The following is a 25892-nucleotide window of genomic DNA, read 5'->3' as shown; positions in this document are numbered from 1 at the left end:
CATTGCAGCAATACATATTTGTGATTTGACTTAATATCAAAAACTTTGAAAAGCTGATAATCGTATTATCTTATCAAGCAATTTTTATTTTTTAGTTTAATTCAGTATGGAGAACTTATAATGTTATGAAAATACAAGCAAATAGACTTTCAAAGCCAAAAATTCTGGTCAATAAAGTAATACTTTTGCTTATTGGATGGTCATCAACAGACCAATCAAAAACAACTATCATATAGAGTCAAAGGACAAAACTATTTTAATTCATCTAAATACAGAGCGAAAAATTGATTCTGTTTTGGCATTAATGAAGATAGACCAAAAAATTACTCAATTGGTTCAATGCTCAATATCATATTGGAGCCTTCCATTTGTGAAACATAGAGGATTGTTATGGAAAACATCTGACTACAAATTCCATTAATTTTCGGCTAAGATGTCATTCATGATTATAAAACCATTTTCCCTGTACCTTTGGGAGAAAGGACAAGTTGGGATTTAGATATCATTGAAAAGTCAGCATCTATGACGTCAAAAAGAGGTTTTCGCTTCGGGTTTAAATTGGGCATTTACACCAATTTTAGACACATCAAGAGATGTGCGCTGGTCACATATTATTGAAGACTCCGGTGAAGATATTTACTTAGCTGCAAAAATTGGAGTTGTAAGAGTTAATGGTTTCCAGGACAATAGTTCGAAAAATTTCAATGCAATTGCGACTTTCTCTAAGCACTTTGCTGGCTATGGTTTTGGTGAGGCTGGTAGGGACTTAAATAGCGCTAATGTTGGTGAACATGAGTTACACAATGTTATATTAACTCCATTTAAAGCTGCTGCAAAAGATGAAGTGGCTACATTTATAAATGCCTTTAATGATATCGATGGTATTCCTGCGATAGGTCATAAAGTTTTACAAAGAGAGCTTTTAAAAAGCCAATGGAATTGGAACGGTTTTGTAGTGTCAGACTGGAGAGATATTCGGGAGATGCAAGCGCACGGCTATGCAGTCGATAAAAAGCATGCATCTGAAATTGCCTTAAATGCAGGTAGTGATATGGATATGGATATGGATATGGAATCTTATGCCTATGGGGCTTCTTTAAAGGTATTGATAAACGAAGGTAAAGTCTCTCTAAAGCTTATTGACAATGCTGTAAAGCGCGTATTGCGTATTAAATTTCAACTAGGCCTTTTTGTTGATCCTTATAAATATTGTAATGAGAATCGAGAGAAGGATTTCTTATATACCACAGAACATTTAAAGATAGCTAGAGATGTTGCTAAAAAATCTATTGTTTTACTAAAAAACGACAAAAATCTTTTGCCTATTTCTAAAGCCACCAAAAGTATTGCTGTTATTGGACCTTTAGCAGATAATAAGGACACTCCTTTAGGCAACTGGAGAGCTGAAGCGGTTTAATTCTGCTGTTTCATTGTTAGAAGGGGTAAAGACTGCCGTAGATAAAAACACAATTGTTTACTATGAGAAAGGGATTGATTTAACTATTCCGACCATTGAACCAGGTGAGAATCAGTTTTTACATTCCATAAAATTTAATACCATCGATAGGTCTGGCATAAAAAAGACGGTTGAAATTGCCAAAAAGGCTGATGTCGTTTTATTAGCTATTGGTGAAGATGCTTACCAATCTGGTGAAGGTCGCAGTCAGACAGATATTGGGTTTGAGGACTACAAATTGAATTATTAGAAGCAATAAAAAGGCTAATAATAATATTGTTATAGTTTTAATGAATGGCCGTCTAATGGATTTAAGTTATCTATCGCAACTCGTGCCAACAATTTTAGAGTGTTGGCGTTTAGGATCTGAATCGGGTAATGTTCAATTTTACACAGCTAATAAAAAGTGGGAAGCAGAACCGGGTCAATTTAATGTTTTCGTGGGTGGAAAATCAGAAACAAAACTAAAAGAAACTTTTAAAGTTATAGACTAGAGCTATAATCCTTCGAGGTTTAATTTTAAAAGTCACTTAGAGTTAATTAGATAACTATTTTTTTAGCTTTTGTTCTTGTTAAAGTAACGACTAAATGCTATAAACAAAATTCCACAAAATAACCAAGCAGGTAGCGTAACAAAAGATAAAAACACATCAAATTGTATTGAGATAAAATAGAATAGACCAAAGCTTATTGCCCATGCCCAAAACACGGATTTATTGAATGAAATATTAGCCGTCTCTGCATAATTTTTAATAATTCCTATTTTTTTATGAAAGAAGTGTTCAAAGACAATTACTGCACCAAAAGGAGCCAAAATAAAGCCATATAATGCCACAAAGCCGAGAAGTTTCATTGCAAACGCAGGAAATAAACCAGCGATTGTCGCGATAGCACCTGCCAAAAGGGTAACCTTTGCTGTGGACAATTTTGGTAGTATGGCTTGAAATGCCAATCCTGCTCTGTAGATAGTTGGATTTGCTGTGGTCCAACCAGCTAAAACAACAGCAATAATACCGAAAATACCGATAGCATTATGTGCTAATGGTCCAGGAGCTACTGGTGGAGCTTCACCGTTATTTAAAAAACTTAGTGCTTCTGGTGATTTTAAATAAACTGCATATAATAAGGCAGCGGCTATCCAAGCCATGTAATGTCCAACATACATTCCTGCGGCTGTTGCCCACCCTGCTTTTGCCTTTTTAGCAAATCTAAATACAGATAAATCGGACATACCGACGTGCATAGCGGCATTGGCGAACCAAGACCAAATAACAACGTGCCAAAAGGTAAATTTAATCTGTCCAGGAAAAGGTTCAGAACCCTCACCCCAAATATTCCAAAAATCAGAAAAACTAGTGACATCTAATTGATTTAAAGCTACTATTCCACAAGCAATAAATGCCAGTACAATTATTGGTGACATCCAGTTAGCGGCTTTCGTTACTGTATCATAGCCACGCGCTGCAATTATAGAAATAACTGCACCAATTAAAACCACAATAACAATCCAAGTAATACCATTTGGCATGGTATCGGTTAACTTTGGCATTGGCATATCAAATGGAATGCCAACGGCCGTAGCGGATACGGTTATCATGGAACCTGCTAAAAAGCAAAACAAAATGCCATTTGCAAGATTATAAACGGTAACCAAATTTTTGCCGCAAATCTTTTCTAATTGAAAATATAAAGTGAGTCTGTTTTTAACAGCGATTTCAGCTGTTAAAAATCGCCAGCTTATAACAGCTAAAAGATTTCCGATTAATAAACCAACAATAAGATCGAAGGCACTAACACCAGCTGTTAAAAACAAAGGACCAATCATAAATTCGGTGCCTGCAGCATGTTCTCCGGCGTACATACCTATGAAGCTTTTCCAACCTTTAAGGTTGGATTTTGGTACAGGGGTTCTTTCAAATTCTCCTCCAGCAATATCCTCAATCATCTCCTCTTCAATACTTACTTGACTCATATAGTATGGTTTAATTGCTTATCGGTATTCTAAATAAATCATTTTATTAAATAATATGGAAAATCTGTTGTTTTTTCGCAGCAAAGTTGTTCCATAACTTGTTGTAATTCAGTTTTTAGTAGGGATATGGTATGATTGCCTCCTTGTTTTCCAAGAGCGGCTACTCCATACATAAATGATCTACCCATAAAAGTAAATTTTGCTCCACATGCCATGGCCCTCGCTACATCTGAACCTGAACGAATTCCGCTGTCCATCATCACTTCTATCTGATCTCCATATTTTTTCGAAATTATAGAAAGTGGTTTAATACTCGCCTGGCCAGCGTCTAACTGACGACCTCCGTGGTTAGAAACTATAATGCCATCGATACCTAACCTTATAGCCTCTTCAGCATCATATTCTGAAGCCACACCTTTTAGAACAAGTTTACCTTTCCACATATCGCGAATTGGTTTTATTTTTTCTTCATTTAATCGACCAGAAAAGGTTTCGTTCATGAATTTTCCTAATTGTTTCAAATCTAACCCTTTTGGCATATAGGGTTTCAAAACCTCAAAATTTGGAATGCCGTGTTTTAGAGTTTGTAAGCTCCAGTCTGGTCTGCCAAATGCTTGTAGAATATTGGTTAAGTTCATTTTTGGTGGCATTGCAAGCCCATTTCTAATATCTCTAGGTCTAAAACCAAACGTCGGTACATCACAAAGAATTACTAAAACAGGACAATGAGCTGCTTCTGCACGCTTAATAATGTCATCTCTTAATTTATTATCTGTTGGATGATATAATTGAAACCATGCTTTGCCTTCTGTGAGTTCGCTAGCACGTTCTATACTAGTAGTAGAAACTGTGCTTAACACAAAAGGAATATTATGTTCAAAAGCAGCTTTAGCTAAAATTTCTGGTGCATTAGGCCACATTAGACCCTGTAATCCCACAGGGGCAATACCGAATGGCGCATTATATTCTATACCAAACAACTTGGTTTTAAGTGAAGAGCCAGCATGGTATCTTAAATAGTTGGGCCTTAATTGAACTTTCCTTAGTTCTGAAGTGTTTCGACGTATATTGACATCTTCATTGCAGCCACCATCTAAATATTCAAAAGCAAACTTTGGAATTTTTTTTTCAGCTCTCCTTCTTAAGTCATCAACAGAAGGATAGCGTGTGTCAATTTGTAATGCCATAATTTATTATATAATAAATGGAACATGTTTTTTTAATGAATAATTTTTTTTGAGAAATTTTGAATTCAACTTCTTATCCGAAATTGAAATAGCGGCACCAAGAGCAGATCCTAATGAGGCGTCGGTTGTTCGTAATTTCTTCTCTCTAAAGTAATGAGATAGTAGTTTAATATATAAATCGTTTTTGCTAAACCCACCATCAATATAAATGCGCTTTATATCACTTGTGCCAATCACTTTTTTTATACTTTCAATTTGAAGATTAACTAATTCAATCATTAATTGGTGATAAGCATGGTCATATTTATCAAACGCTAAATTTGTTTTTTTAGGTTCATATTCAACCGAGATGCTTTCCCATTTAAAGCATGGTTCAAAATCTTTTATAAGTTCGTAATATGTGTAGTAATTGAATTTAACATGTCTATGATAATCTTCTGATACGCCATAATAGGCATCGAGTTTCTGAACCTGAACTTTATATTCATTACCCAAAAATAATTGACTGGTCTCTACGGGTTTGCCATTAATACGCATATAATTAATTGTAGCTTGATTTCCTTTATCTTTTAAAATATCCTGTCGCTCTGCAAAGGGATTAAAAACGATGCTCCAAGTGCCCGTTGAAACTAAAGCAAACTTTTTCTTGATGCTTCTCACATAGGGTAAAAGTGCGGCAGAACTATCATGGATGCCAACGCCTATTTTAATGCGTTTACCATTGTAATTCATATTAATGCTGGTTTCTGCAGAAACAATCGGCGGTAATATTTTATTAAGATTTTCAGCATAAACCCATTTATGGTAGTCTTTTTTATTATAATCCCACAATGCAGTATGGCAACCAATACTTGTATATTCACTTAAAGGAATGCCTGTGAAAACATAACTTAGATACTGTGGAAGATGTAAGGAATATTTTATTTTTTTGAAAACTTCTGGTTTTGCATACTTTAACCAATACAATTGAAGCCCAGAATTTAGCATATTTAAATCCGAACATCCTGTAGTTCTTAAAAATTCTTCTTTTGGTCCATGTGTTTTTAAAAATTTTTTGATTAAATTTTGATCTATTGGTTTTATGTAATTATAAAGGGGTGTTAAAGGTTCCCCGGTTTCATCAATATGAACTAAACTCGCACCATAAGATGAAAAATTAACGGTTTTTACTTCATATTTGTCACTTTTTAAAATTTGATTAAAAACAGTCTTTAGCCAATTTTGAAGTGCGGGTAAATTTTCAGTAGGAAAACCATCTTCATCTTCAATTTCATCAAAGTGAAAATATTCTTTATAGACTTGCTGAAAATCTTTATCAAAGAGAAAGAATTTTTTATTTGTTTTTCCGATATCAAAAATTGCCGTAACTTTTTGTTGCATACCCTTAATTTTAAAGCCCAGTAGCCACTGTATGTTTTCCACGTTCTTTAATCAATTCATTTCTTATATCTAGGGAACGATAGGCATCTATTGGACTTAATGCTCCGCCAGAATTTAATCTAGCACGCTCAATTAATGGTCTAACATCTGTGCGATATGCAGATTGAAGAATTTCTTGACACTGAACGACATCATTAATTAACTGCGCAGCTCTCAATGAATCTTGATCTATTAATAGTGCTTTTGCATAGGCTTCTTGAATGGCTTCAAGGGATTGAATTAAATCTTCAAGAGGATCTTTTATGTTATGACTTGCATCAATCATCCAAGATAATTCTGGATTTTGAGGATTATTTTTTATCCCATATACCAATTCATTAAAAATTAGGAATAAGGCATAAGGTTTAATACTGCCAACCGTTAAATCGTCATCGCCATATTTACTGTCGTTAAAATGAAAGCCACCTAATTTGCCTTTTAGCATTAAGGTAGATACAATCTGTTCAATATTGCTATTAGGTAAATGATGTCCTAAATCTACTAGTGATAGTGCTTTTTCTCCACATTCATTTGCTAACATAAAAGAGGTGCCCCAATCTTGAATTACAGTACTATAAAAATTAGGCTCATAAGGTTTATATTCAATAAGCATATTCCAGTCGCTTGGAAGGTGTTTATAAATTGATTTTAAACTGTCTTGAGTATGTTGTAATGCAGTTTGATAATTGTTTTGACCAGGGAAACTAGAGCCATCTGCCAACCAAACGGTTAAGCTTTTGGACCCCAATTTGTTTCCTATGTCAATAACATCAATATTATGCCTTATGGCTTGTTCACGCACAGCTCTACTTGTATTACTTAATGAGCCATATTTATAACTTTCCTTAGCGCCTTCTTGATCTTGAAATGTATTAGAATTAACGGCATCAAATCTAATATCTAAGGATGTGGCTAATTCTTTTATTGCATTATAATCGTTTGAAGCATCCCAAGGAATATGAAGCGATACAGCACCAGCGGTTTGTGTAAGCGCATGAATAATACCAATATCTTCTATTTTTTGTTCCAAATTAGAAGGTTCGCCATGGTAAGAGAATCTCCCAAAACGCGTTCCACCAGCACCTAACGCCCAACTTGGTATGGCAACCTGAAATTGAGATAGTTTAGAAATGATTTCTGAAACATTATGATCGCTTTTAGATAGTTTATGGGCTAAAAAAGTATAATTCTCATTATGATTTTTAAGCTTGTTATTATTTGTGTGTTGTATGTGTTGATCGTTTAGTTGCATTTGTTATCGTATTTCTTTTTGGGAATAAATATAATTTTACAAAAGAAACTTCCATAAATATGGGTATTAATCTATGGAAGTTATTATAACTAAAAGTAATTGTATTCAAAACAATTATCTTACAAAAGCATTGGCCATGCCACCATCTATATTTACAATATTCCCTGTCGTTTTGGTCAAAATACCCACTAATGAAAAGACACCGTTGGCGATATCATCGGGTGTAATGATTTCATTTAATAAATTTCGTTTTGCATAAAAAGCAGGTAACTCTTCTACGGATATGCCATTTGCTCTTGCGCGTCCTTCTGCCCAAGCACCTTCCCATATTTTACTGCCTACTATAACTCCGTCTGGATTTACAGTATTTACTCTTACCTTGTCTTTTCCTAGTTCAGCAGCGAGTAAACGCACCATGTGTTGTTGTGCAGCTTTTGCTGTTCCATAAGCGACATTATTAGGGCCTGCGACCAATCCATTTTTACTAGCAATAGAAATATAGTCTCCCCCTAAATTTTGCTTTCTCATAATAGCAACAGCTTGTTTAGCTAATTCAAATTGTCCTTTTACTAAAATATCTTGCAGAATATTCCAATCTTCATCGTTAGTATCTTCTAAAGGTTTGGAAATGGCTAATCCAGCGCTGTGCACTATAATATCCACACCACCAAATTCAACACAAGCTTTATCAAAAGCTACAGCAATAGAGTGTTTGTCAGTTACGTCGCAAACAGCAAAAGTAGACACATCTCTTTTGTAGGTCGCATTTGCTTCAATTAATCGATCTTCGGCAATATCTGTTAGTACTACATTCGCTCCTTCTGCAGTTAATTTATCTGCAATGGCTTTACCAATTCCTCCACCAGCTCCTGTAATTAAGGCTACTTTACGAGATAGAGGTTGTTCTTTTGGCATTCTAGAAAGTTTAGCTTCTTCTAATAGCCAATACTCAATATCAAACGCTTCTTGTCTTGGTAAAGATGTATATGATGAAATGGCTTCAGCTCCGCGCATCACATTGATGGCATTTACATAAAACTCGCTAGCGACTCTTGTTGTTTGCTTATCTTTTGCAAAACTAAACATACCAATTCCCGGATAAATGATAATTACAGGATTGGCGTCACGCATCGCCGGACTGTTGTCTTTCTTACACGTGTTATAATAGGATGCATATTCCGCTCTGTAAGCTTCAAATGCAGGTTTTAATTTTTCTAAAATGGCATCACCATTTGATAGGTCTTCATTTTTATCTAGTTGTAATACTAAAGGTTGAATTTTTGTGCGTAAGAAATGGTCTGGACAAGATGTGCCCATGGGAGCCAGTTTTTCTAAATTATGACTATTAATGAATTCTAAAACCACATCACTATCTGAAAAATGACCAATCATTCGATTTTCGGAAGAACATAAACCTCTGAGAAGAGGCATTATTTGAGCGGCTTTGTTTAAGCGTTTGTCTTTGGGCAAACTTTCAATTTTCTGTCCGCCAAAAACACTTCCTTGTTCCTTGATTTTTTCTTCGATATAATTAGAAGCTATTTCTATAACTTCGAGACTGTTCATGTAACACTCAAAAGACGTATCTCCCCATGTGAATAAACCATGGCTACCTAAAACAATACCTCTAATACCTGGGTTTTTTTCTAGACATTTTTCCAATTGCAATCCTAGATCAAAACCTGGACGTTGCCATGGTACCCAACCCATTGTGTCTCCCCAAATTTCTTTTGTTATTTGTTCGCTACCTTCTGCTGAGGCAATGGCGATAATAGCATCTGGATGTAAATGGTCTATATGTTTAAACGGTAAAAGGCCGTGCAACGGAGTGTCTATTGAAGGAGTTTTACTATTTATGTCGTAAATACAGTGGTTAAATAAACCTACCATACGGTCTTCATCATGTAAACCTTTATAAACATTTTTAAGGTTGCGTAAGCGATTTACGTAGAGACCAGCAATACCAGCTCTTGTTAATGTGCCTATATCTCCGCCAGAACCTTTAACCCACATAACCTCAGTATCTTCATTGGTTAGAGGGTCTTTTTCAATTGTTTTGCAGCTGGTGTTGCCACCACCATAATTGGTAATGCGCAAATCGGTTCCCAAAAGGTTGGAGCGGTATAGAAATAAAGCCACTTGATCCTCATTGAAGCTATCTGCGTGGTCTTGGTCCCATAGATAATCTACATATTTAAATTTTTTTAAAGCGTTTTCCATTAATAAGGCGTATTTATATCTCATCTAAATTAAATACCTAACTTTAAATTTCTGTCCTGCACTGTACCGTTAAGATTTTATGTTGCTTATTTTTAGGCAGGAAAAATTATATCATTAGATTCATTTAAATTACATAAACGAAAGAATATATGGGCGTTTTTGAACAAATAGCCATAGACCCTAAATCTAGAAAACCTAAATATCAACAAATTGTAGATAACATTCTCTATAATGTATCTCGAGGACATCTTAAAATGGGACAAAAAATACCATCTATAAACGGTTTGAGCGAGGAGTTTTACCTCTCACGGGACACAGTTGAAAAGGCCTATAACATTCTGAAAAAAAGAAAGGTTATAAGTTCTATTCAAGGAAAGGGTTATTACATTTCACGAACTGAACTTTTGGCGAAAATAAATGTTCTATTTCTTATCAATAAATTAAGTTCATATAAATTAAAAATATATAATGCTTTCATAAACCAGATGGGAGGTGATGGGCACACCGATCTTCACATCTACCATTGTGACGAGTCACTTTTTTTGAATCTAATGGAACAAAATATTGGTGCATACGATTACTACGTCATTATGCCTCACTTTAAAACAGATGATCTTAAACATACAAGTTATACACCCGAAGTGTTAAAATCTATAAAAAGAATCCCAGTAGAGAAGCTTGTAATTATGGATAATAACAAATTGAGCTTTGAACGTAACGTTATCGAAATTTATCAAGATTTTGAAAACGATATTTACGAAGCTTTAAAATCTGGTATTGAAAAAATAGCACGTTATGGAAAGATTATATTAATTTATCCTGAAAAAGCAGTATATCCATATCCAAAACGAATATTACATGGATTTAGAAAGTTCTGCATCGAGAATCATATAGAGTTTGATATTATCGATGAAATTTATGATGAAATTATACTTAAGAAAGGGGACTTATTTATTACTATTGAAGAAAGTGACCTAGTAAAGCTTGTAAAGTGGATCCGAGATCAGGATATGACCTTAGGAAAGGAAATTGGTGTGATTAGTTATAATGATACTCCGTTGAAGGAACTTCTTGGAATCACTGTAATTACAACCGATTTTGATGCTATGGGAAGACAAGGCGCAGAGCTCATTATAAACCAAGAAAAAGCCAAAATTAAAAATCCATTCTATTTTATTGATAGAAATTCGGTTTAACAATTGATTTATCGATAGAAACAAAGAATTCTAAATATATTGAATTAATTCACTCGTTATCCCTTTTCTCTTCTGTTCATTATTCAATACTGCTTTTACAAACAACAGTTTGTTCTAACCTACAATTATCGTTGTCTAATTAATCCGTAATAAAAAACGGCACCAAAGATTTTAAATCATAAGTGCCGCTAATAAACTAACTAACTGCAAAATCTAATAATTATGTACTGTTTTAAGACTATTAACAGGGATACCAAATTATCTAGTTCAACGCCTTAGGCAAACCCTTAAAAGTCAAATAGTGATTTATACCTGTCCAGTTCTATTAATAATTTTCTGGAGTAACATTGGCAAAACTATATCCTAAATAAATGTCATCGATTTTCGCAGTAGTAGCTCCTCCGTTAAATTTAAAACCAATTCCCTGCCAGCCACCATTAAGTTCAGGTACAGCAAAAGATACTGCCTCTGTACCGTTTGAAGGTGCGGTACCAGGGGTAGGATTGACAAACACTCTAACCAAATCGTTCTCTGCGGTTCCATTAGTTTCAATTTTGGCAACTACCCATAGAGGACCATCGTTTACAGTAACATCTGTTGAGTTAACATTGTTAAATGGTCCAAAAGTCATTATCCCAAGAGGAGCACCAGGGCTTATGGTTTTACCGATACCCAAAAATTGACCATTTCCGCCACTTCCGCCAAAGCTTTCCGAGTCATTATCAACCAGCATGACCACTAATTCTCCAGTGTCGCCGCTTGCACCATCAAACTCTGCTTGAAAAGCAAACCAATACGTACGGCCATCATCCACAAAAGCTTCTGATAGTAAGCGTTTATAACGAGTAGCACCAACACTTGCATCAAGTAATAATGAATTTCCTGAAGTCACTACTGGAATTGTGCTATTATCAATTCCTCCAGAAACAACATTTACATCACCTCCTGTTAATTTAGACCAAGGTCCGGCCCATCCGTCGGTATCAGTACCTTGTCCTTCTACTGTTGCATTAACTGTATAGTCATCGAACGATTCAACTATCGGCGGTGGGAGATCCATATAATTTTGAGGTGTAACATCCTCAAACGTATTTCCAACATATATGTCATCTATCTGAACAGTTGAAGCATTTCCTCCACTGTATTTAAAACCAATTCCTTGCCATCCACCATTAAGTTCAGGAGCGTTAAAAGTCACTACTTCTGTTCCATCCGCAGGTTGAATGCCGGGAGTTGGATTTACAAACAATTTTACCACATCGGGATCAGCGGTTCCATTGGTCTGTATCTTAGCTACCAACCATAGTGTGCCGTCAGCTGTAACTGTTGTTGCCTCAACGTTATTAAATGGCCCAAAGGTCATAATACCTAGAGCACTTGGGTTTATAGTTTTACCTATACCCAAAAATTGTCCATTTCCTCCCCCTGCACCAAACGCTTCAGCATCATTATCTATCAACATGACTTGTACCTCACCGCCATCTAGATCTGTGTTCTCAAATTTTGCCTGAAAGGCAAACCAATAGGTATTTCCGTTATCCGCATATGGCGTCGAGAAATTACGTTTGTATCGTGTGTTAGTACCACTTGCGTCCAATTGCAGAGAATTCCCAGAAGTCACCACTGCTATATCATTATTGATAACGCCCCTAGGAACTACATTGACATCATCGCCAGACAATTTAGTCCATGCTCCTGACCATCCGTTCATAGCTGAGCCCTGTCCTTCTAAGGTAGCATCAGCATTATAGCTGTCAAATGATTCAAAAACTACAGCTGGTAGCGGTGGCAAGGGTTCATTAACTGTTACTGCTCTTTTGAACTGATCTTCTCCTGAACTGTTCGCGGCAGTCAATACAACAGTGTACGTACCACCTTGTTGATAAGTGTGGATTGGATTTACTTCAGTTGACGATTGCCCATCCCCAAAATCCCAGCTATAACTTTCAGGATTATCCACGGACCCGTTTGTAAACTTAACCGTAAGGTCGGCAACGTCAAACGTAAACAATGTGTAGGGTGTATCTACAATAATATTATCGTCATCGCATCCAAACATAATAACTAATGATATAATGGAAAAAAGGATTAACGCGGCATTAAATTTTGTTTTCATATTGTTATTTTTTACTCAATAATCGAAATTCAAAAGCTCCATCGCCTATCTGTTTGGCAGGTAGACTTGAACCGTAATTAAATTTATTTTTTTAAAAGTTCTCTGTTCCTATAGCTATCAGACATGATTTGTTGCAGTCTATTAATTAGCACTATTACTTCACAGCTCAGTTTAATTACCAGCCTGGATTTTGTGTAAAACCAAATTCCTCTACTTGACCAAAGGGAATACCCAATACAGTTCTAATATTGATATAGGCTTGGTCTGGAACTGTAGTTTTTTCTGCTTTTTGTTCTATACCATGAGCGGTCATAACCTCAACGGCCTTGCCCGTACGCAGCAAATCGAACCAGCGGTGGTTTTCGAAAGCTAGTTCCCTTCGCCGTTCGTCAGCGATGGTCTGCCCCAAATCTGATAATTCTTCGGTGTTTAAACTTGAATCTGGCATAGATCGGCTCCTGACCTGTAACAATAGCGGTAGAGGGTCACCTCCTCCAGTTTCTTCATAACACTCCGCCAACATCAATAATGCATCGGCGTAGCGGAACATCGGGAAATTAACATCTTGTAATCCATCATCTTCAAAACCATAATTGAATTTGCTCATCCAAGGTTCTATAGTCGTACCATTATCATAAAAAGAGATATTATGAACAAAGCGATCATCATCTGAATCGTATAGATTGATGAGGTCTGTCGTGGGTTGGTTTTGTCCTGCTCTCGAACCGGCAGGACCACTATCGCCCAAAATGTCGTTGCCACTATTAAAAGGAACAAACCTAGATACAAAATTAGAGGCTTGTCCTAGAGCAAAAGAATATTGTATTTCAAACACCATTTCACTGTTATTTTTATTGTCTGGCGCAAAAATATTGGCATAGTCAGCCTGTAAAGAATAACCTAGACCTTGCATCTCTTCCAGCAATGTTTCTGCCATTTGAAACTCTTGTAGAGCCATATGCATTTTTGCCTTAAGCATAAGTGCCGCTCCGCGAGTAGCCCGACCACTTTCAGTATTTTCTGGATTAGGCAACAAATCGATGGCTTCTTGTACGTCCGCTAAGGTGTTCATGTATACATTATCTACAGGGATCCTTTCCAGAAACTCGTCTGATAAGATTTCCTCTGGGGAATCTCCTGCTGAGGTAACATAAGGAACATCTCCAAAAAGTTGTACCAGATTGAAATAGAACCAGCTGCGCAAGAAAAGGATTTCTCCCCTTCTCACATCCTTAGTGGCTTCATTGTTAAAAGTCACATTATCTATGTTCTCCAAGGCAAAGTTAGCTCTAGAAATACCAGAATAGCTCGTGTTCCAATACCCTGAAAGATTGGGGTTGGCCGAGAGCATCAGAAAATTGTCAACATCTTCATTGTTAATTCCACCACGATCTGCGGGATTAAACTGAAAACTAGAGTTGTCAGATCTATTTTCGCCGAAACGCCAATGACCTCCATTCATTAGTCCACGGTTAGTGTTGTAGATTGCCGCTATCGCCTCGTTGACTTGATCTTCTGTTTCAAAGAAATTCTCAGGAGTTTGGAATGTTTCAGGTTCCTCATCCAAAAAGTCGTCGCACCCACTAAAAGAGACAATAATCGTTGATGCTATGATAAATCGTATCGCTATATTTTTCATTTCAATAGTTTTAGAATGTAACATTAAAGCCAAGTGTAATAATTCTCGAAATCGGATACGCTCCGTAATTTACGTTTCGAACTAAAGCCGTATCTGCTGAACGGTTAATCTCAGGATTACCCATATCATATTCTGTAAACAAAAAAGGATTTTGAATACTGGTATATATTCTAGCATTTTTGAAAACGTTGCCTGCTGCATTACCACTAAGAGTATAGCCTAGTGTAATGTTCCTGACCCATAAATAATCGGCATCGTCTACAGAGAGGGAGTTAGGTAAGCGAAAGTTTTGTCTACTTCTTTCACTTGCGGTTCCAGGAATTGTAGTTGTTGTAGGATCATCACCTGGTCTCCAACGCTCTAACTGTCTTCTATCCACATTGAATACTCCATCTTGATTGCCATTGTATTGATTTGTGCCATTGAAAATTTGTTGGCCAACCGCACCCGCAAAGACGACTCTTAAATCCAAATTTTTATACTTGAAATTATGCACCATACCATAAATAAAATCTGGATTTGGATTACCTATGATTACAAAATCTTCTTCATCGCCTAATACACCATCACCATTACCATCCTCAAATTTAAGAGACCCTTCCACGGCACCTGGATACTTTGGTACGCTAGCGTCCTCAATTTCAGCTTGGGTGAACAAACCAGTCACATTAAACCCTCGGTAGAGTCCCACTTCTTCGCCAACTCTAGTTTCGGTAAATGTTCTGGCAATTGCTCCTCGTCTAATAAATCCTGATTCTGCTGCGAGATCGAGTACTTTACTGCGATTTCGGGTAAAATTAAAGTTCGCGTCCCATTGAAAATCCTTTCCGCCTAGTACATTCTTTAGTCGAAGTTCAACTTCAAGACCTTTGTTTTCAATACTTCCTAAATTGGTCAAAATACTACCAAAACCTGATGTTGATGGTAATGGAAGTCCAGAAAGAAATCCTTCGGTCTCAATATCGTAGTAATCAACACCTAAGAAAATTTTATTATTCAAAAAACCAAGATCTAGGCCTAAATTAAGTTCTTTGGCCTCTTCCCAGGTCAATAAGGAATTGGGAAGTGCTGAAACAGCGCTACCAGGCGCAAGTTCTCCCCCAAAAAGATAATCTGGTCCACTTGTAATTGATCCCTGTGCTTGAAAATTCCCAATGTTGGCATTGCTACCACTAATACCATATCCACCTTCCAATTTAAACTCTGAAACAGTACTTTTTATACTTTCCCAAAACAGCTCGTTCGATACACGCCATGCGGCCGCAACCGAAGGAAAATTACCATAACGGTTATTGGCTCCAAATTTTGAAGAGCCATCCCTTCGTATGGTACCCGTTACATAATACTTGTTCTTGTAGGCGTAATCTAACCGACCCAAAAGTGAAACTAAGCTATTTCCTCCTGCATTGCCACCACCGCTAAAATTATTCACGTTTTCTGGATCCGTATTACCAAAACTAGGAATCGTAATCGATTCATCAATAAGATTAACAGCGTTGATAGTTGTATTATCAAATCTATTTTTTTCCATCGTAAAACCAATTAAGCCATCAATTTTGTGGTCATCTGCAATAGTGGTAGAATAAGTAAGGGTGTTTTGCCAGGTCCAATTGAAATTAGTTAACTCACTTATGCCCGCTCGTGCTTGTCTTGTACCCAACAAATTGGGCGTCAATGCACCAGCAGATGGAAAATCAGAAGGTTCGAAGAAAATATTTCTCCTATCCGTGTTCTGAACAGATCCAAACGTTCTAGCGGTTAATCCTTCTAGTAAATCTACCTCAATATATGATCCTGCTATTAATTGGTTTGTCCGTCGATTGTCTTCCCTAGCGGTCAGCAAATAGACGGGATTCACATTGTAAAATGCAATTAAATCTCCGTTAGATACATTGGTCAATTCACCATTTTCGTCTATTACAGGTGCTGAAGGATCTGTCCATCTTGAAAGTGGCACTGCACCGAATATATTGAAATTATTACCTCCAGCATCTGTTCTGCCACCTGTAGCAATGGTTTGTGTAGGTGCCAAGTTAATACCAAATCGGATTTTATCGGTCACGTTTACGTCAATATTAGCACGAATGCTATATCTTTTAAAATTGGTGTTTATCAATGTACCATCTTGGTTCAAGTAATTAGTTGAAATATTATATCGAACATTTTCCGAACCACCGTTGACACCTATATTGTATTCGGAAATTGGTGCGCTTCGAGTAATCTCATCGAACCAATATGTACCTTTTCCCAAATCGCCAAGAGCAATCAAACGGTCTAACTCAGCCGTCTCATTTGGGCCTAATGCACCTACAGTAAAAAGCCTATCCTCAAAAGATTCTATTCTGAATCGTCGTAATTCTTCCGCATTTAAGACATCGGGTTGTTCAAATTCTGGAACAGATTGAAACCCAGTTGAAGTACTAAAAATTATAGTAGGTTTACCTATTTTGCCCCTTTTGGTTGTAATGATTATAACGCCATTAGAAGCACGTGAACCATAGATGGCTTTTGCTGATGCATCTTTTAATACACTAATAGACTCTATGCTATTCGGGTCGATGGAACTGAGTACAGAGTTATTACGTTGGCTATTAACATTCCCTAACGGAATCCCATCAACCACATACAACGGTGCGTTGTTGGCTCCTGTGGAGGCAACGCCACGGATTAGGATTTCAGGTCCTCCTCCTGGTGCACCATTTTGACGCAACTGCACTCCTGAAACCTGCCCTGAAAGAGCTTGTTCAAAAGTAGTGATAGGTTGTTCTGTGATACCATTGGCATCAATTGTAGAAACTGCACCAGTCAAGTCTTCACGTTTCCTAGTACCATAACCTATAACTACAACATCATCCAAAGACTGCACATCTTCAATCATTATTAAATTGATTTTAGTCCTACCATTAATAGCTATTCTCTGGGTTTTGTAACCCAAATAAGAATAAGTAATAATCTCATTAAGATTATTTACTTTGAATTGATAATTTCCGTCAAAGTCACTTTGCGTACCGAGATTGGTTCCTTCAATATAAATGTTGACTCCAGGTATCGGAAAGCCAGATTTATCCTTAATGTTTCCAGAAACAGAAGTAGGACTCTGCTGGGAAGATACATTAAATACCAAAAACGAAAATAGTAAGAGAGTTAACCAAATTTTTGGATATACCAAGTAGTATATTTTTAATTTCACCATGTTTTAGTTGTTAGTTAATAAACTATTAAGGATTTGTGAAATTTTTAAATTTTAATCGATTTCAATAATTAAAACTTATAAAATTTTATCAAGTCTGCAACCAAATTAATTTGATACTGTAAAATAACCATCCTGCACTGTACTGTAGATATTATGGACTAAGGTCAGGAGTATATAATGTACATAAATAACATAAGTAAGTTATGATTTATGTTAGTCAATAGTTCAAGATAGTACAGGATAGTTTAGTTTTATATTCTCGGTAATTTTTACAACTTACTAAACTAACATAACCTTAAAATAGATTTCCCGATTTGGTTTAGTTTTTAAAATTTCATCCAAATCTGGCATTTGATTTTGATTAATTGAGAGTTGATAATTAGCAATAAATTGGTCGATAAATCTAAGTTGGCAATGTTATAGAAATTTGGCATCAGGGTAGTATTTTAGTTTTAATGTTTCATTTTTGAACCAATTATTTAGTAGGTCATATAATATATAAATAGAGTTCTATGGTTATTAAAATCTATAAAAAAATGACAGCTAGATTAGCAATATGTGTTTTATTTATAGGCTTGCTCATTACAGTATCATGCAAGAATAACTTTAACAAGATTAACGAGGATTTAGGTCAATCACTTATTGGCCTACATTGGATGCCAAATGTTATTAAGGCTAAAAATCAAAAAGATACTATAAATGCTTGGACAGTCTACCGAAAAGATATAACTATTAATTCAATTCCAGAGCAAGAGACTAGCATTGCTAAAATACTAGTTGACTCAAAATATTGGCTTTGGGTTAATGGCAAATTAATAGTACGCGAAGGTGGTCTTAAACAAGGACCATCACCTAATGAAGTTTATTATGATCAGGTTGATCTTTCTAAAAACCTCAAGCAAGGAAAAAATTGTATAGCCATTTTAGTGCAGTACTTCGGTAAAGATGGTTTCAGTCATAAGAATACTAAAATTAACGGTTTGGCTTTTCAAATTGAAACAAAAGAATACAACATTATAGCAGATACAACTTGGAAAGCATGGCCGCATAAAGCATTTGGTGAAACAAAACAATTGAATCCCAATTGGAGATTGCCGGAGTCTAACACTCATTTTGATGCTAATAAAGGCAATTTCGATTTTACAACCATAAATTTTGATGCCACTACCAAGCCCAATGCTCTTGTTGTTAATGATATTCAAGAATCAGCTTGGAAGAATCCAGTGTTACGTCCAATACCTCAATGGAAGGATTTTGGTTTAAAACCGTATCTCAACAATCCTGAATTGCCACTAATGTCAAATGGCGATACTTTAAAACTAAAATTGCCATACAATTCGCATATCACGCCATACTTTAAAATTAATGCCATAAAAGGTGAAACCATAGGAATTAGAACTGACCATTATCGCGGAGGCGGGCCGCCAAATATAAGAGCAGAATATATCACCAAAGACGGTGTCCAAGATTACGAAGTATTGGGTTGGATTAATGGCGAAGAAGTGCATTATTTTTTTCCAAAAGGCATAGAAATCTTAGACGTAAAATATAGAGAAACAGGATACGATACTGAATTTGTAGGACAATTTTCTTGCGACGACTCTTTTTACAATTCATTGTGGAACAAAGCCTTACGAACGCTTTATGTGACCATGCGCGATACGTATATGGATTGCCCAGACCGCGAGCGTGCGCAGTGGTGGGGTGATGTGGTTTTAGAAAGCGGCGAAGCATTTTATGCTTTAGATAGACGGTCAGACGCATTGACCAAAAAAGGCATCTATGAGTTAATGAACTGGCAACGAAAAGATAGTACTATTTTTTCACCTGTGCCTGCGGGCAATTGGGAAAATGAGTTGCCAACACAAATGCTTTCTAGCATTGGTGCTTTTGGCTTTTGGAATTATTATTGGCAAACTGGTGATGAAAGAATAATAGCAGATAATTACGATGCTATTACCAGATATTTAGCTGTTTGGAAGCTAAAAGAAGATGGTACCGTGAAGCTTAGAAAAGGAGGTTGGACTTGGGGTGATTGGGGTGATAATAAAGATATGGTACTCTTATTTAATAGCCAATACTACATGGCATTAGACAGTTATGCCAGAATGTCTGAGCTTCTTGGAAAAACAACTGAGTATGAAGCGACACTCTCAAAAATGACAACTTTTAAAAAAAACTACAATACCCAGTTTTGGAACGGGACAGCATACAGGTCAAAAGACTATAAAGGAAAAACAGACGATAGGTCACAAGCTTTATCTGTAGTAGCTGGTTTGGCGGACGACGATAAGTATGAAGCTATTTATACCTTTCTGCAAACAGAAAGACATGCAAGTCCATATATGGAAAAATACGTTATTGAAGCACTTTTTCAAATGGGTTATGATAATTTTGCTTTACAAAGACTTAAAGACCGATTTTATAAAATGGTAACTCATACCGAAACGAGCACCTTATGGGAAGGCTGGGGTATCGGTAAACAAGGTTTTGGCGGTGGCACAACAAACCATGCTTGGAGTGGCGGTGGACTCACTTTATTGTCACAATATGTGGCTGGTGTTTCACCAACTTCTGCTGGTTATAAAACATTTCAAATTAAACCACAATTAGGATTTTTGAAAGAAGTAAAAGCTGTGGTGCCCAGTATTAAAGGTAACGTTAAAGTTGAGCTAGAAAACAAAGAGATATATAAGCTCAAAGTTGAAATTCCAGAAGGGACTAAAGCAACAATTTATATTCCTTATACATTCAGTCAAATCAAAGTGAATAATATTGAAATGGATCCAAACGAATTGGAAGAAGATTATCAACTTTTTAAATTGGAATCAGGTAAGTATACATTCGAAGGAAAAAGACAATGAAATGAATATTAAGAAATTTAGATAAATGAAATTCTCTTTAAAATATACTCTTTTTACCCTTATATTAATTTCTGTTGTAAGTTGCCAAGAGCAGAGTGCAATTAAAATAGAGGCACTAATTGTTGAATATCTCAACAATCCCGTTGGCATTGACAAAACAAACCCTTTGCTAAGTTGGAAGTTTACTGCCAATATTTAAAGATGAAAAACTTGCCGAAAGAGGCGTTTTGTGGCATTTACCACATTACAACCACCAAGGCAGCAAACCGTTTTCAGCTTACAGAGAAGGCGATTGGAAAATAATTTACTTCTATGAGGATAATAGTTACGAATTATATAACCTAAAAAAAGATATCTCTGAAGAAAATAATTTAATAAATAACCACCCAAAGATTCTTGAAGACTTAAAAATTAAAATGCATGCGATGCTTAATGCATTGGACGCTAAGTATCCTGAGCCAAATCCATCTTATATTAATGAGGATTAGAATTAAAAAGTTTAAGTCTACGCTGTAAATCTTGAGATGGATTAGGCTAGTCTAAAATAAATTATTACATAAAACGATTATAATTAAATGATAAAAGGAGGATTATTTTGAATGGGTTTAGATACCTATTGGGATCAGTTTGAAGACCTATAGAAACGTTTGATAGGCTACCAGAGTGCAGTTCAAAAAAATATCGAAGGTTTCGGTGTTAAGGTAATCAATGCTGGCATATTAGACCAACCCGTTAAAGCAAATGAAGTGGCAGTTAACTCGAATGAAGAAAATGTGGATTGTGTTTTTCTTTTCATATCAACACATTTTCTCATATCACAGGATTTAAATTTTACTAAATAATTCAAGATGTCCTTTAATTTCTTAATTTAAAATTCTAAAAATTGATGTATGGTAAAAAATCGAATCCTCTCCTTTTGGTACCCTCTTATAATTGTTCTATTATTAATTTTTTGTACAAGTGGTTGTAACAAATCCAGACAGAATGAGCATGAAATACTGATTGATTTCAATAAGCCTTCCAAAGAATTAAAGGTTTTCTGGCACTCAACCGGATTTTCCCCTGCTCAGCTTATTAACAATCCCGCAATGAGGGAAGTTCTGAAAGATTTCGGAAGACTTCCACGCAAGGGCATAAGTTATATCAGGCCTCATTATCTATTAAGCCTTGTATCCGTAGACGATATGAATTCTGAAAATCCCAATTATAATTGGTCGAGGTTGGATTCTGTATTGGATCAAATTGTGGGCAACGACTTAAAATTGATATTTGAATTAATGGGTATACCCCGAAAATCATTAGGAAGACAAAACGATTCCGCCATATCCTACGAGTTTGACAATTTCAGAGATATGAAACAAATTTTTCTTTGGAAGCGATTTATACGTGATTTGGCCCTTCATCTTGAATCAAGATATAGTAAAGAAACTGTTCGTTCGTGGTATTTCGAAACGACCAATGAACCAGATTTGAACTTTTTCTGGAAATACGACATACCTACCTTCCTGAACTATTATGATGCTTGTTCAGAGGGATTAAAGTCTGCTGATAATCTGTTGAAGTTCGGAGGGCCTGGAACAGCAAATGATACCGTACCCGTTTTTAAGGCATTGCTTAAGCATTGCGATTCAGGACAGAATCTATTTACTGGAGAAAGAGGTGTTCGGCTTGACTTTATTTCGGTACATATCAAGGACGACCCTCTCGACATGTTGAAAAGAGAGCTGGCAACAGTGGATTATATCAAGAAAAACCATCCAAAATTTATCAATGTCTCTTTAATAAACGATGAGGCGGATCCTATGGCTGGTTGGTCACGCGATTTCTGGTGGCGAAGAGGTGCTTGGTATGCTGCGTTTGTTTGCCAAAATATTGATATTCGCCAAAAAAAACTCATAGATTCTGCTGGTGTCAATTACCGAATTCACAGCAATGACCACGCATTTTTAGGCCGATGGCACTCCAGAACCTCACATGTTTTATTCAAAAATGAAGATGACATTTCGCAATTTAGACTGATTCCCAAACCAGTATTTTCAGTTATGGAGTTGGTTGCCTTGATGGGTGACAGTTATATTGATGTCCAAATTCCAAGGAAGTACCAAAAACATTTCGGTGTTCTTGCAACGCAGCACGAAAATGGCTCTGTGGTCATCATGGTGTATAACAAGACCTCTTTTGATCCGAATACCCATAATGCGCAGTTGGATATGCCAGAAATTACCCAAGAGCAAAAGTACTTAATGAATTCTGAGACCATAGATTTGGAAGTAAAAATCAAAGGGTTACCTTTTGACAAAACCTCTGTAACAACCTATGTTATTGACTCGGAGAATACCAACCCTTATGAAACCTGGGTCGAGATGGGCAAACCGGCATACCCTAATGAGCAACAATATAAGGAATTACTTGTTGCAAGCAAACCTACAACTTTGTCCTTGCAATCGATACAAAATGAGCCAATTGATGATGAATTTCTGTTTGAGTTGAATATGGAATCCCCCTCAGTTCAGTTCATTATAATTGATTCGAATTGATTCGAATTGATTTTTAGAATGGTTTAAATACGGCCTTGTATTATTATTTTCAGCACCGTATGGGTTGATTACTAAAGAATGGATTGGCGATGTCAGTAAAAATGTATTAATAGTACTTACCCTGAGATCAGCTGCGCTTAGAGCTTCTACCACTATTATCGGTCTTGGAAACCAATTGGCTCAACCAGAATGACAATGCCATGAACTAATTTTTTATCTCTTTTGACCATTGATCAGTCCATTGCATTGATTGTATCGTTCCATCTGGGTTAAACTCCTGTGGGGCACTCCAATACTGATAATCAAACCCTTTGATTTTATCTGAAGCAGATCCCCAAAGGTCTCCAATCGAGATATACCGTTCGCCTTTTTTTATTTAGTTTCCTCACATAAGATTGTTGGGCCGGGATGATTGGCTTTTGAGGTGTTTTTTGCCCAGTAATATATACTTAGGCCTAACTCAGGGAAACGTATTTATCTGAAATACTAGCAGTAACTTCATTGAGATACAACTTTTCATAAGCGAAAGATGCTGCTTTAGGCATAATTCTAAAACGGTTGGATTTTGTGTTTTTAAATTTAATCTTAACCTGTTCATTAAGAGCTCATTTTTTAATATTTTGACTTTTAACATCAGCTTTTTGCCATTGATTATAGATCCATATAAAAACTTCAAACTCTTGTGTTACAATACTTAGATGAACTTTTAGGTTATCAACACTTCCACGATTTTCGGGACGGGTTACCAGTGAATGTTTGTAGTTTGTCCCCGTCTATATTTACTGAGGTTTCGAATACTATTTCAACAGCATCAAAACTATTATCTTTTTTAGATAATGTTTCATATGAGGTTACTCTGGTCTCTCCATCTTTGAGAATTGCAGAATACCTTGCATATCTGTTGATATTACTGGTGAGTGTATAAACATTCAGTGGACTATCAGAAATATATACTCTTGCTCCAGAATCATAATTACAAAAACAACAGGCGTAATCCATGATTAAATAGTATTTTCCGTCTTTTTTAAACATGGTGCGTTCTTCCATGCGCTGAGATGGTTTCATTGTTTTACACGATAAAATTACCCGTCCTGAAATATGTATACAAAAAACCAAATGTATATGTACAAAAATGATGGATACGTGAGATGTCATAGCGAGAGCTTAAAACTCAAAGTATTAGCAGAACTTCCCAAAGGAGATCATTCCAAAGACAAATTGTAGAAAACTTAACCGCATGTAAAAGAAATATTACTATTAATTTATAGGTTCTTTTTCTTATGGAATAACGCAGGTACGTGCAGGACAATTTGTATATATCTATTCAATATTTTTGAATGAGAATTAAATAACATTCTTTTAATGAAACATTTTTTATATCGCAGAGGTCTCTTACTTTTCCTTGTGAGCATTGCATTTGTAATGTCTTGTCAACAAACCAATAAGTCTAATCAACCAGACACAAGTCGTCCCAACATAATAATGATTGTAGCTGATGATATGGGTTGGCACGATTTGGGTACTTATGGGAATGATTTTATTCAAACACCAAACTTAGATAAACTAGCAAATGAGGGTATAAAATTCACAAATGCTTATGCGGCTGCACCGCTTTGTAGTCCGTCACGGGCATCATTAATGACGGGGTTACATCCTATAAGTGTTAATATTACAGAGCATATTCATGGTAACCAACCCGCTGGTCCCAATAAAAAATTGAAAACGCCGCCCATAAGTCAACATTTAGATTTAAAGTTTACCACTTTGGCAGAAGTTTTAAAAAAGAAAGCCTATAAAACAGGATTTATAGGAAAGTGGCATTTGGGCGGTGGTAAATTTGAACCACAACATCAAGGGTTTGATGTTAATATCGCTGGAAGCTACAACGGTCTACCACGCTCATTTTTCTATCCCTTTTTTAAGCCTGGCGAAAAACCAGAAATTCAAGATAATAGCGTGGAAGGCGATTATTTAACCGATGTTTTAACGGACAAAGCCATTGATTATATTACAAAAACAAAAGATAGCAGTTTCTTTCTAAGTCTTAACTACTATTCACCACATGTACCTATTGAAGCTAAAGATAGTTTAGTTGAAAAGTATATCAAAAAACGCGGTACTGCTGAAGACTCCATATTACCAAATGTACATTACGCGGCTATGATTGAAAGTATTGATACTAATGTAGGGCGAATTTTAACCACACTAAAAAATTTAAAACTATCAGAAAATACGTTGGTTATATTTACGTCTGATAATGGTGGATTGTCCGTAAGAGAAGTCCCAGCTTTTGCCAAGCATACACCGCCAACAGATAATGGACCGTTAAGAGCTGGTAAAGGTTATTTATATGAAGGTGGTATTAGAGAACCTCTAATAATGAGTTGGCCATCTACATTTAAAACTTCTAAAATAATTGACACACCTGTGGTTGCACAAGATCTATTCAATACAATAACTGCAATAACAACATCCCCAGATTTACCAACAGATGGTGAAAATCTGTTACCACTAATACAAAAAGATTCTATGGCTCAACGTGGCTTACTTTGGCATTTACCTCATTATAGTCCTCAACGCGCTAAACCAGCAACGGCCTTTAGGTATGGTGATTTTAAAATTATTCATTTCTATGAAGACAACCGATATGAGCTATACAATCTAAAAACAGACAGAAGCGAAACAAAAGACCTATCCACAACTGCCCCAGAAAAATTAAAAGACATAAAAGAGAAAATGGAGGCCGAACTTAATAGACTTGGTGCCAAATTCCCGGAGCCCAATCCAATTTATAAAGGCGACTAATTAAAAATTCGTGATGAGTTACTAGAATATAAAAGC

Annotated in this window: 17 protein-coding genes and 1 pseudogene; 9 read left to right on the top strand and 9 right to left on the bottom strand. The window is 36.1% G+C overall.

The features are described 5' to 3' along the window. Positions 1–544: 544 nt before the first annotated feature. From ACZ1GR_RS02215 to ACZ1GR_RS02205, 3 genes and pseudogenes are all read left to right on the top strand, one after another. A pseudogene (locus ACZ1GR_RS02215) lies at positions 545–1159 on the top strand (glycoside hydrolase family 3 N-terminal domain-containing protein); the annotation flags it as partial. 3 nt (positions 1160–1162) lie between these two features. Beyond that, the gene (locus tag ACZ1GR_RS02210; RefSeq protein ID WP_472611846.1) at positions 1163–1417 is read left to right on the top strand and encodes a glycoside hydrolase family 3 C-terminal domain-containing protein; all 255 of its coding nucleotides are present in this window, start codon (positions 1163–1165) and stop codon (positions 1415–1417) included. Positions 1418–1430: 13 nt separating this feature from the next. Further along, complete coding sequence (locus ACZ1GR_RS02205; RefSeq protein WP_472610630.1) at positions 1431–1706, top strand: hypothetical protein; 276 nt, start codon at positions 1431–1433, stop codon at positions 1704–1706. Positions 1707–2012: 306 nt separating this feature from the next. Here ACZ1GR_RS02205 and ACZ1GR_RS02200 read toward each other — a convergent pair whose 3' ends face one another. The 5 genes from ACZ1GR_RS02200 to ACZ1GR_RS02180 form a co-directional block, all read right to left on the bottom strand. Then, positions 2013–3428 carry a purine-cytosine permease family protein gene (locus ACZ1GR_RS02200; RefSeq protein WP_472610629.1) on the bottom strand — a complete coding sequence of 472 codons (1416 nt, stop codon included), beginning with the start codon at positions 3426–3428 and terminating at the stop codon, positions 2013–2015. Positions 3429–3466: 38 nt separating this feature from the next. Then, a complete protein-coding gene (locus ACZ1GR_RS02195; RefSeq protein WP_472610628.1) occupies positions 3467–4615 on the bottom strand; it encodes an alpha-hydroxy acid oxidase in 1149 nt (382 codons plus the stop codon). A 6-nt stretch (positions 4616–4621) separates the two neighbouring features. After that, positions 4622–5995: an FGGY-family carbohydrate kinase gene (locus tag ACZ1GR_RS02190; RefSeq protein WP_472610627.1), complete on the bottom strand. Its 1374-nt coding sequence runs from the start codon at positions 5993–5995 to the stop codon at positions 4622–4624. A gap of 10 nt (positions 5996–6005) precedes the next feature. Then, positions 6006–7286, bottom strand: a complete 1281-nt coding sequence (locus ACZ1GR_RS02185; RefSeq protein WP_472610626.1) for a sugar isomerase — start codon at positions 7284–7286, stop codon at positions 6006–6008. Positions 7287–7400: 114 nt separating this feature from the next. Continuing rightward, positions 7401–9506: a bifunctional aldolase/short-chain dehydrogenase gene (locus ACZ1GR_RS02180; protein WP_472610625.1), complete on the bottom strand. Its 2106-nt coding sequence runs from the start codon at positions 9504–9506 to the stop codon at positions 7401–7403. A 149-nt stretch (positions 9507–9655) separates the two neighbouring features. On the opposite strand from ACZ1GR_RS02180, the gene ACZ1GR_RS02175 reads away from it, so the two are divergent. Beyond that, the gene (locus ACZ1GR_RS02175; RefSeq protein WP_472610624.1) at positions 9656–10702 is read left to right on the top strand and encodes a GntR family transcriptional regulator; all 1047 of its coding nucleotides are present in this window, start codon (positions 9656–9658) and stop codon (positions 10700–10702) included. A gap of 325 nt (positions 10703–11027) precedes the next feature. Here ACZ1GR_RS02175 and ACZ1GR_RS02170 read toward each other — a convergent pair whose 3' ends face one another. The 3 genes from ACZ1GR_RS02170 to ACZ1GR_RS02160 form a co-directional block, all read right to left on the bottom strand. Next, on the bottom strand, positions 11028–12818 hold the full coding sequence (locus tag ACZ1GR_RS02170) for a PKD domain-containing protein (protein WP_472610623.1): 1791 nt from the start codon (positions 12816–12818) through the stop codon (positions 11028–11030). Positions 12819–12993: 175 nt separating this feature from the next. Next, positions 12994–14457 (bottom strand): RagB/SusD family nutrient uptake outer membrane protein, encoded by a 1464-nt coding sequence (locus tag ACZ1GR_RS02165; protein WP_472610622.1) that lies wholly within the window; start codon positions 14455–14457, stop codon positions 12994–12996. Positions 14458–14467: 10 nt separating this feature from the next. Beyond that, the gene (locus ACZ1GR_RS02160) at positions 14468–17650 is read right to left on the bottom strand and encodes a SusC/RagA family TonB-linked outer membrane protein (RefSeq protein ID WP_472610621.1); all 3183 of its coding nucleotides are present in this window, start codon (positions 17648–17650) and stop codon (positions 14468–14470) included. Positions 17651–18186: 536 nt separating this feature from the next. On the opposite strand from ACZ1GR_RS02160, the gene ACZ1GR_RS02155 reads away from it, so the two are divergent. The 4 genes from ACZ1GR_RS02155 (at position 18187) to ACZ1GR_RS02140 (ending at position 23051) form a co-directional block, all read left to right on the top strand. Then, the gene (locus tag ACZ1GR_RS02155; protein ID WP_472610620.1) at positions 18187–20514 is read left to right on the top strand and encodes an alpha-L-rhamnosidase-related protein; all 2328 of its coding nucleotides are present in this window, start codon (positions 18187–18189) and stop codon (positions 20512–20514) included. A gap of 25 nt (positions 20515–20539) precedes the next feature. After that, complete coding sequence (locus ACZ1GR_RS02150) at positions 20540–20713, top strand: hypothetical protein (RefSeq protein ID WP_472610619.1); 174 nt, start codon at positions 20540–20542, stop codon at positions 20711–20713. 28 nt (positions 20714–20741) lie between these two features. Then, positions 20742–21002 (top strand): hypothetical protein, encoded by a 261-nt coding sequence (locus ACZ1GR_RS02145; RefSeq protein WP_472610618.1) that lies wholly within the window; start codon positions 20742–20744, stop codon positions 21000–21002. A 402-nt stretch (positions 21003–21404) separates the two neighbouring features. Then, positions 21405–23051 carry a GH39 family glycosyl hydrolase gene (locus tag ACZ1GR_RS02140; RefSeq protein ID WP_472610617.1) on the top strand — a complete coding sequence of 549 codons (1647 nt, stop codon included), beginning with the start codon at positions 21405–21407 and terminating at the stop codon, positions 23049–23051. A gap of 714 nt (positions 23052–23765) precedes the next feature. Here ACZ1GR_RS02140 and ACZ1GR_RS02135 read toward each other — a convergent pair. Continuing rightward, positions 23766–24116: a hypothetical protein gene (locus tag ACZ1GR_RS02135; protein WP_472610616.1), complete on the bottom strand. Its 351-nt coding sequence runs from the start codon at positions 24114–24116 to the stop codon at positions 23766–23768. Between the two features lie 297 nt (positions 24117–24413). On the opposite strand from ACZ1GR_RS02135, the gene ACZ1GR_RS02130 reads away from it, so the two are divergent. Beyond that, a complete protein-coding gene (locus tag ACZ1GR_RS02130) occupies positions 24414–25856 on the top strand; it encodes a sulfatase (RefSeq protein WP_472610615.1) in 1443 nt (480 codons plus the stop codon). Positions 25857–25892: the final 36 nt, after the last annotated feature.

This window comes from Croceitalea sp. W27 (genome assembly GCF_055693185.1).
Note: the sequence above shows the minus strand (reverse complement) of the source record. Positions and strands in the feature narration are given on the sequence as shown.

Excerpts from the sequence above, each read along its gene's own strand:
- ACZ1GR_RS02200 (WP_472610629.1), bottom strand. The coding sequence starts at position 3,428 with ATGAGTCAAGTAAGTATTGAAGAGGAGATGATTGAGGATATTGCTGGA.
- ACZ1GR_RS02195 (WP_472610628.1), bottom strand. The coding sequence starts at position 4,615 with ATGGCATTACAAATTGACACACGCTATCCTTCTGTTGATGACTTAAGA.
- ACZ1GR_RS02190 (WP_472610627.1), bottom strand. The coding sequence starts at position 5,995 with ATGCAACAAAAAGTTACGGCAATTTTTGATATCGGAAAAACAAATAAA.
- ACZ1GR_RS02185 (WP_472610626.1), bottom strand. The coding sequence starts at position 7,286 with ATGCAACTAAACGATCAACACATACAACACACAAATAATAACAAGCTT.
- ACZ1GR_RS02180 (WP_472610625.1), bottom strand. The coding sequence starts at position 9,506 with ATGGAAAACGCTTTAAAAAAATTTAAATATGTAGATTATCTATGGGAC.
- ACZ1GR_RS02175 (WP_472610624.1), top strand. The coding sequence starts at position 9,656 with ATGGGCGTTTTTGAACAAATAGCCATAGACCCTAAATCTAGAAAACCT.
- ACZ1GR_RS02170 (WP_472610623.1), bottom strand. The coding sequence starts at position 12,818 with ATGAAAACAAAATTTAATGCCGCGTTAATCCTTTTTTCCATTATATCA.
- ACZ1GR_RS02165 (WP_472610622.1), bottom strand. The coding sequence starts at position 14,457 with ATGAAAAATATAGCGATACGATTTATCATAGCATCAACGATTATTGTC.
- ACZ1GR_RS02160 (WP_472610621.1), bottom strand. The coding sequence starts at position 17,650 with ATGGTGAAATTAAAAATATACTACTTGGTATATCCAAAAATTTGGTTA.
- ACZ1GR_RS02155 (WP_472610620.1), top strand. The coding sequence starts at position 18,187 with ATGACAGCTAGATTAGCAATATGTGTTTTATTTATAGGCTTGCTCATT.
- ACZ1GR_RS02150 (WP_472610619.1), top strand. The coding sequence starts at position 20,540 with ATGAAATTCTCTTTAAAATATACTCTTTTTACCCTTATATTAATTTCT.
- ACZ1GR_RS02140 (WP_472610617.1), top strand. The coding sequence starts at position 21,405 with ATGGTAAAAAATCGAATCCTCTCCTTTTGGTACCCTCTTATAATTGTT.
- ACZ1GR_RS02135 (WP_472610616.1), bottom strand. The coding sequence starts at position 24,116 with ATGAAACCATCTCAGCGCATGGAAGAACGCACCATGTTTAAAAAAGAC.
- ACZ1GR_RS02130 (WP_472610615.1), top strand. The coding sequence starts at position 24,414 with ATGAAACATTTTTTATATCGCAGAGGTCTCTTACTTTTCCTTGTGAGC.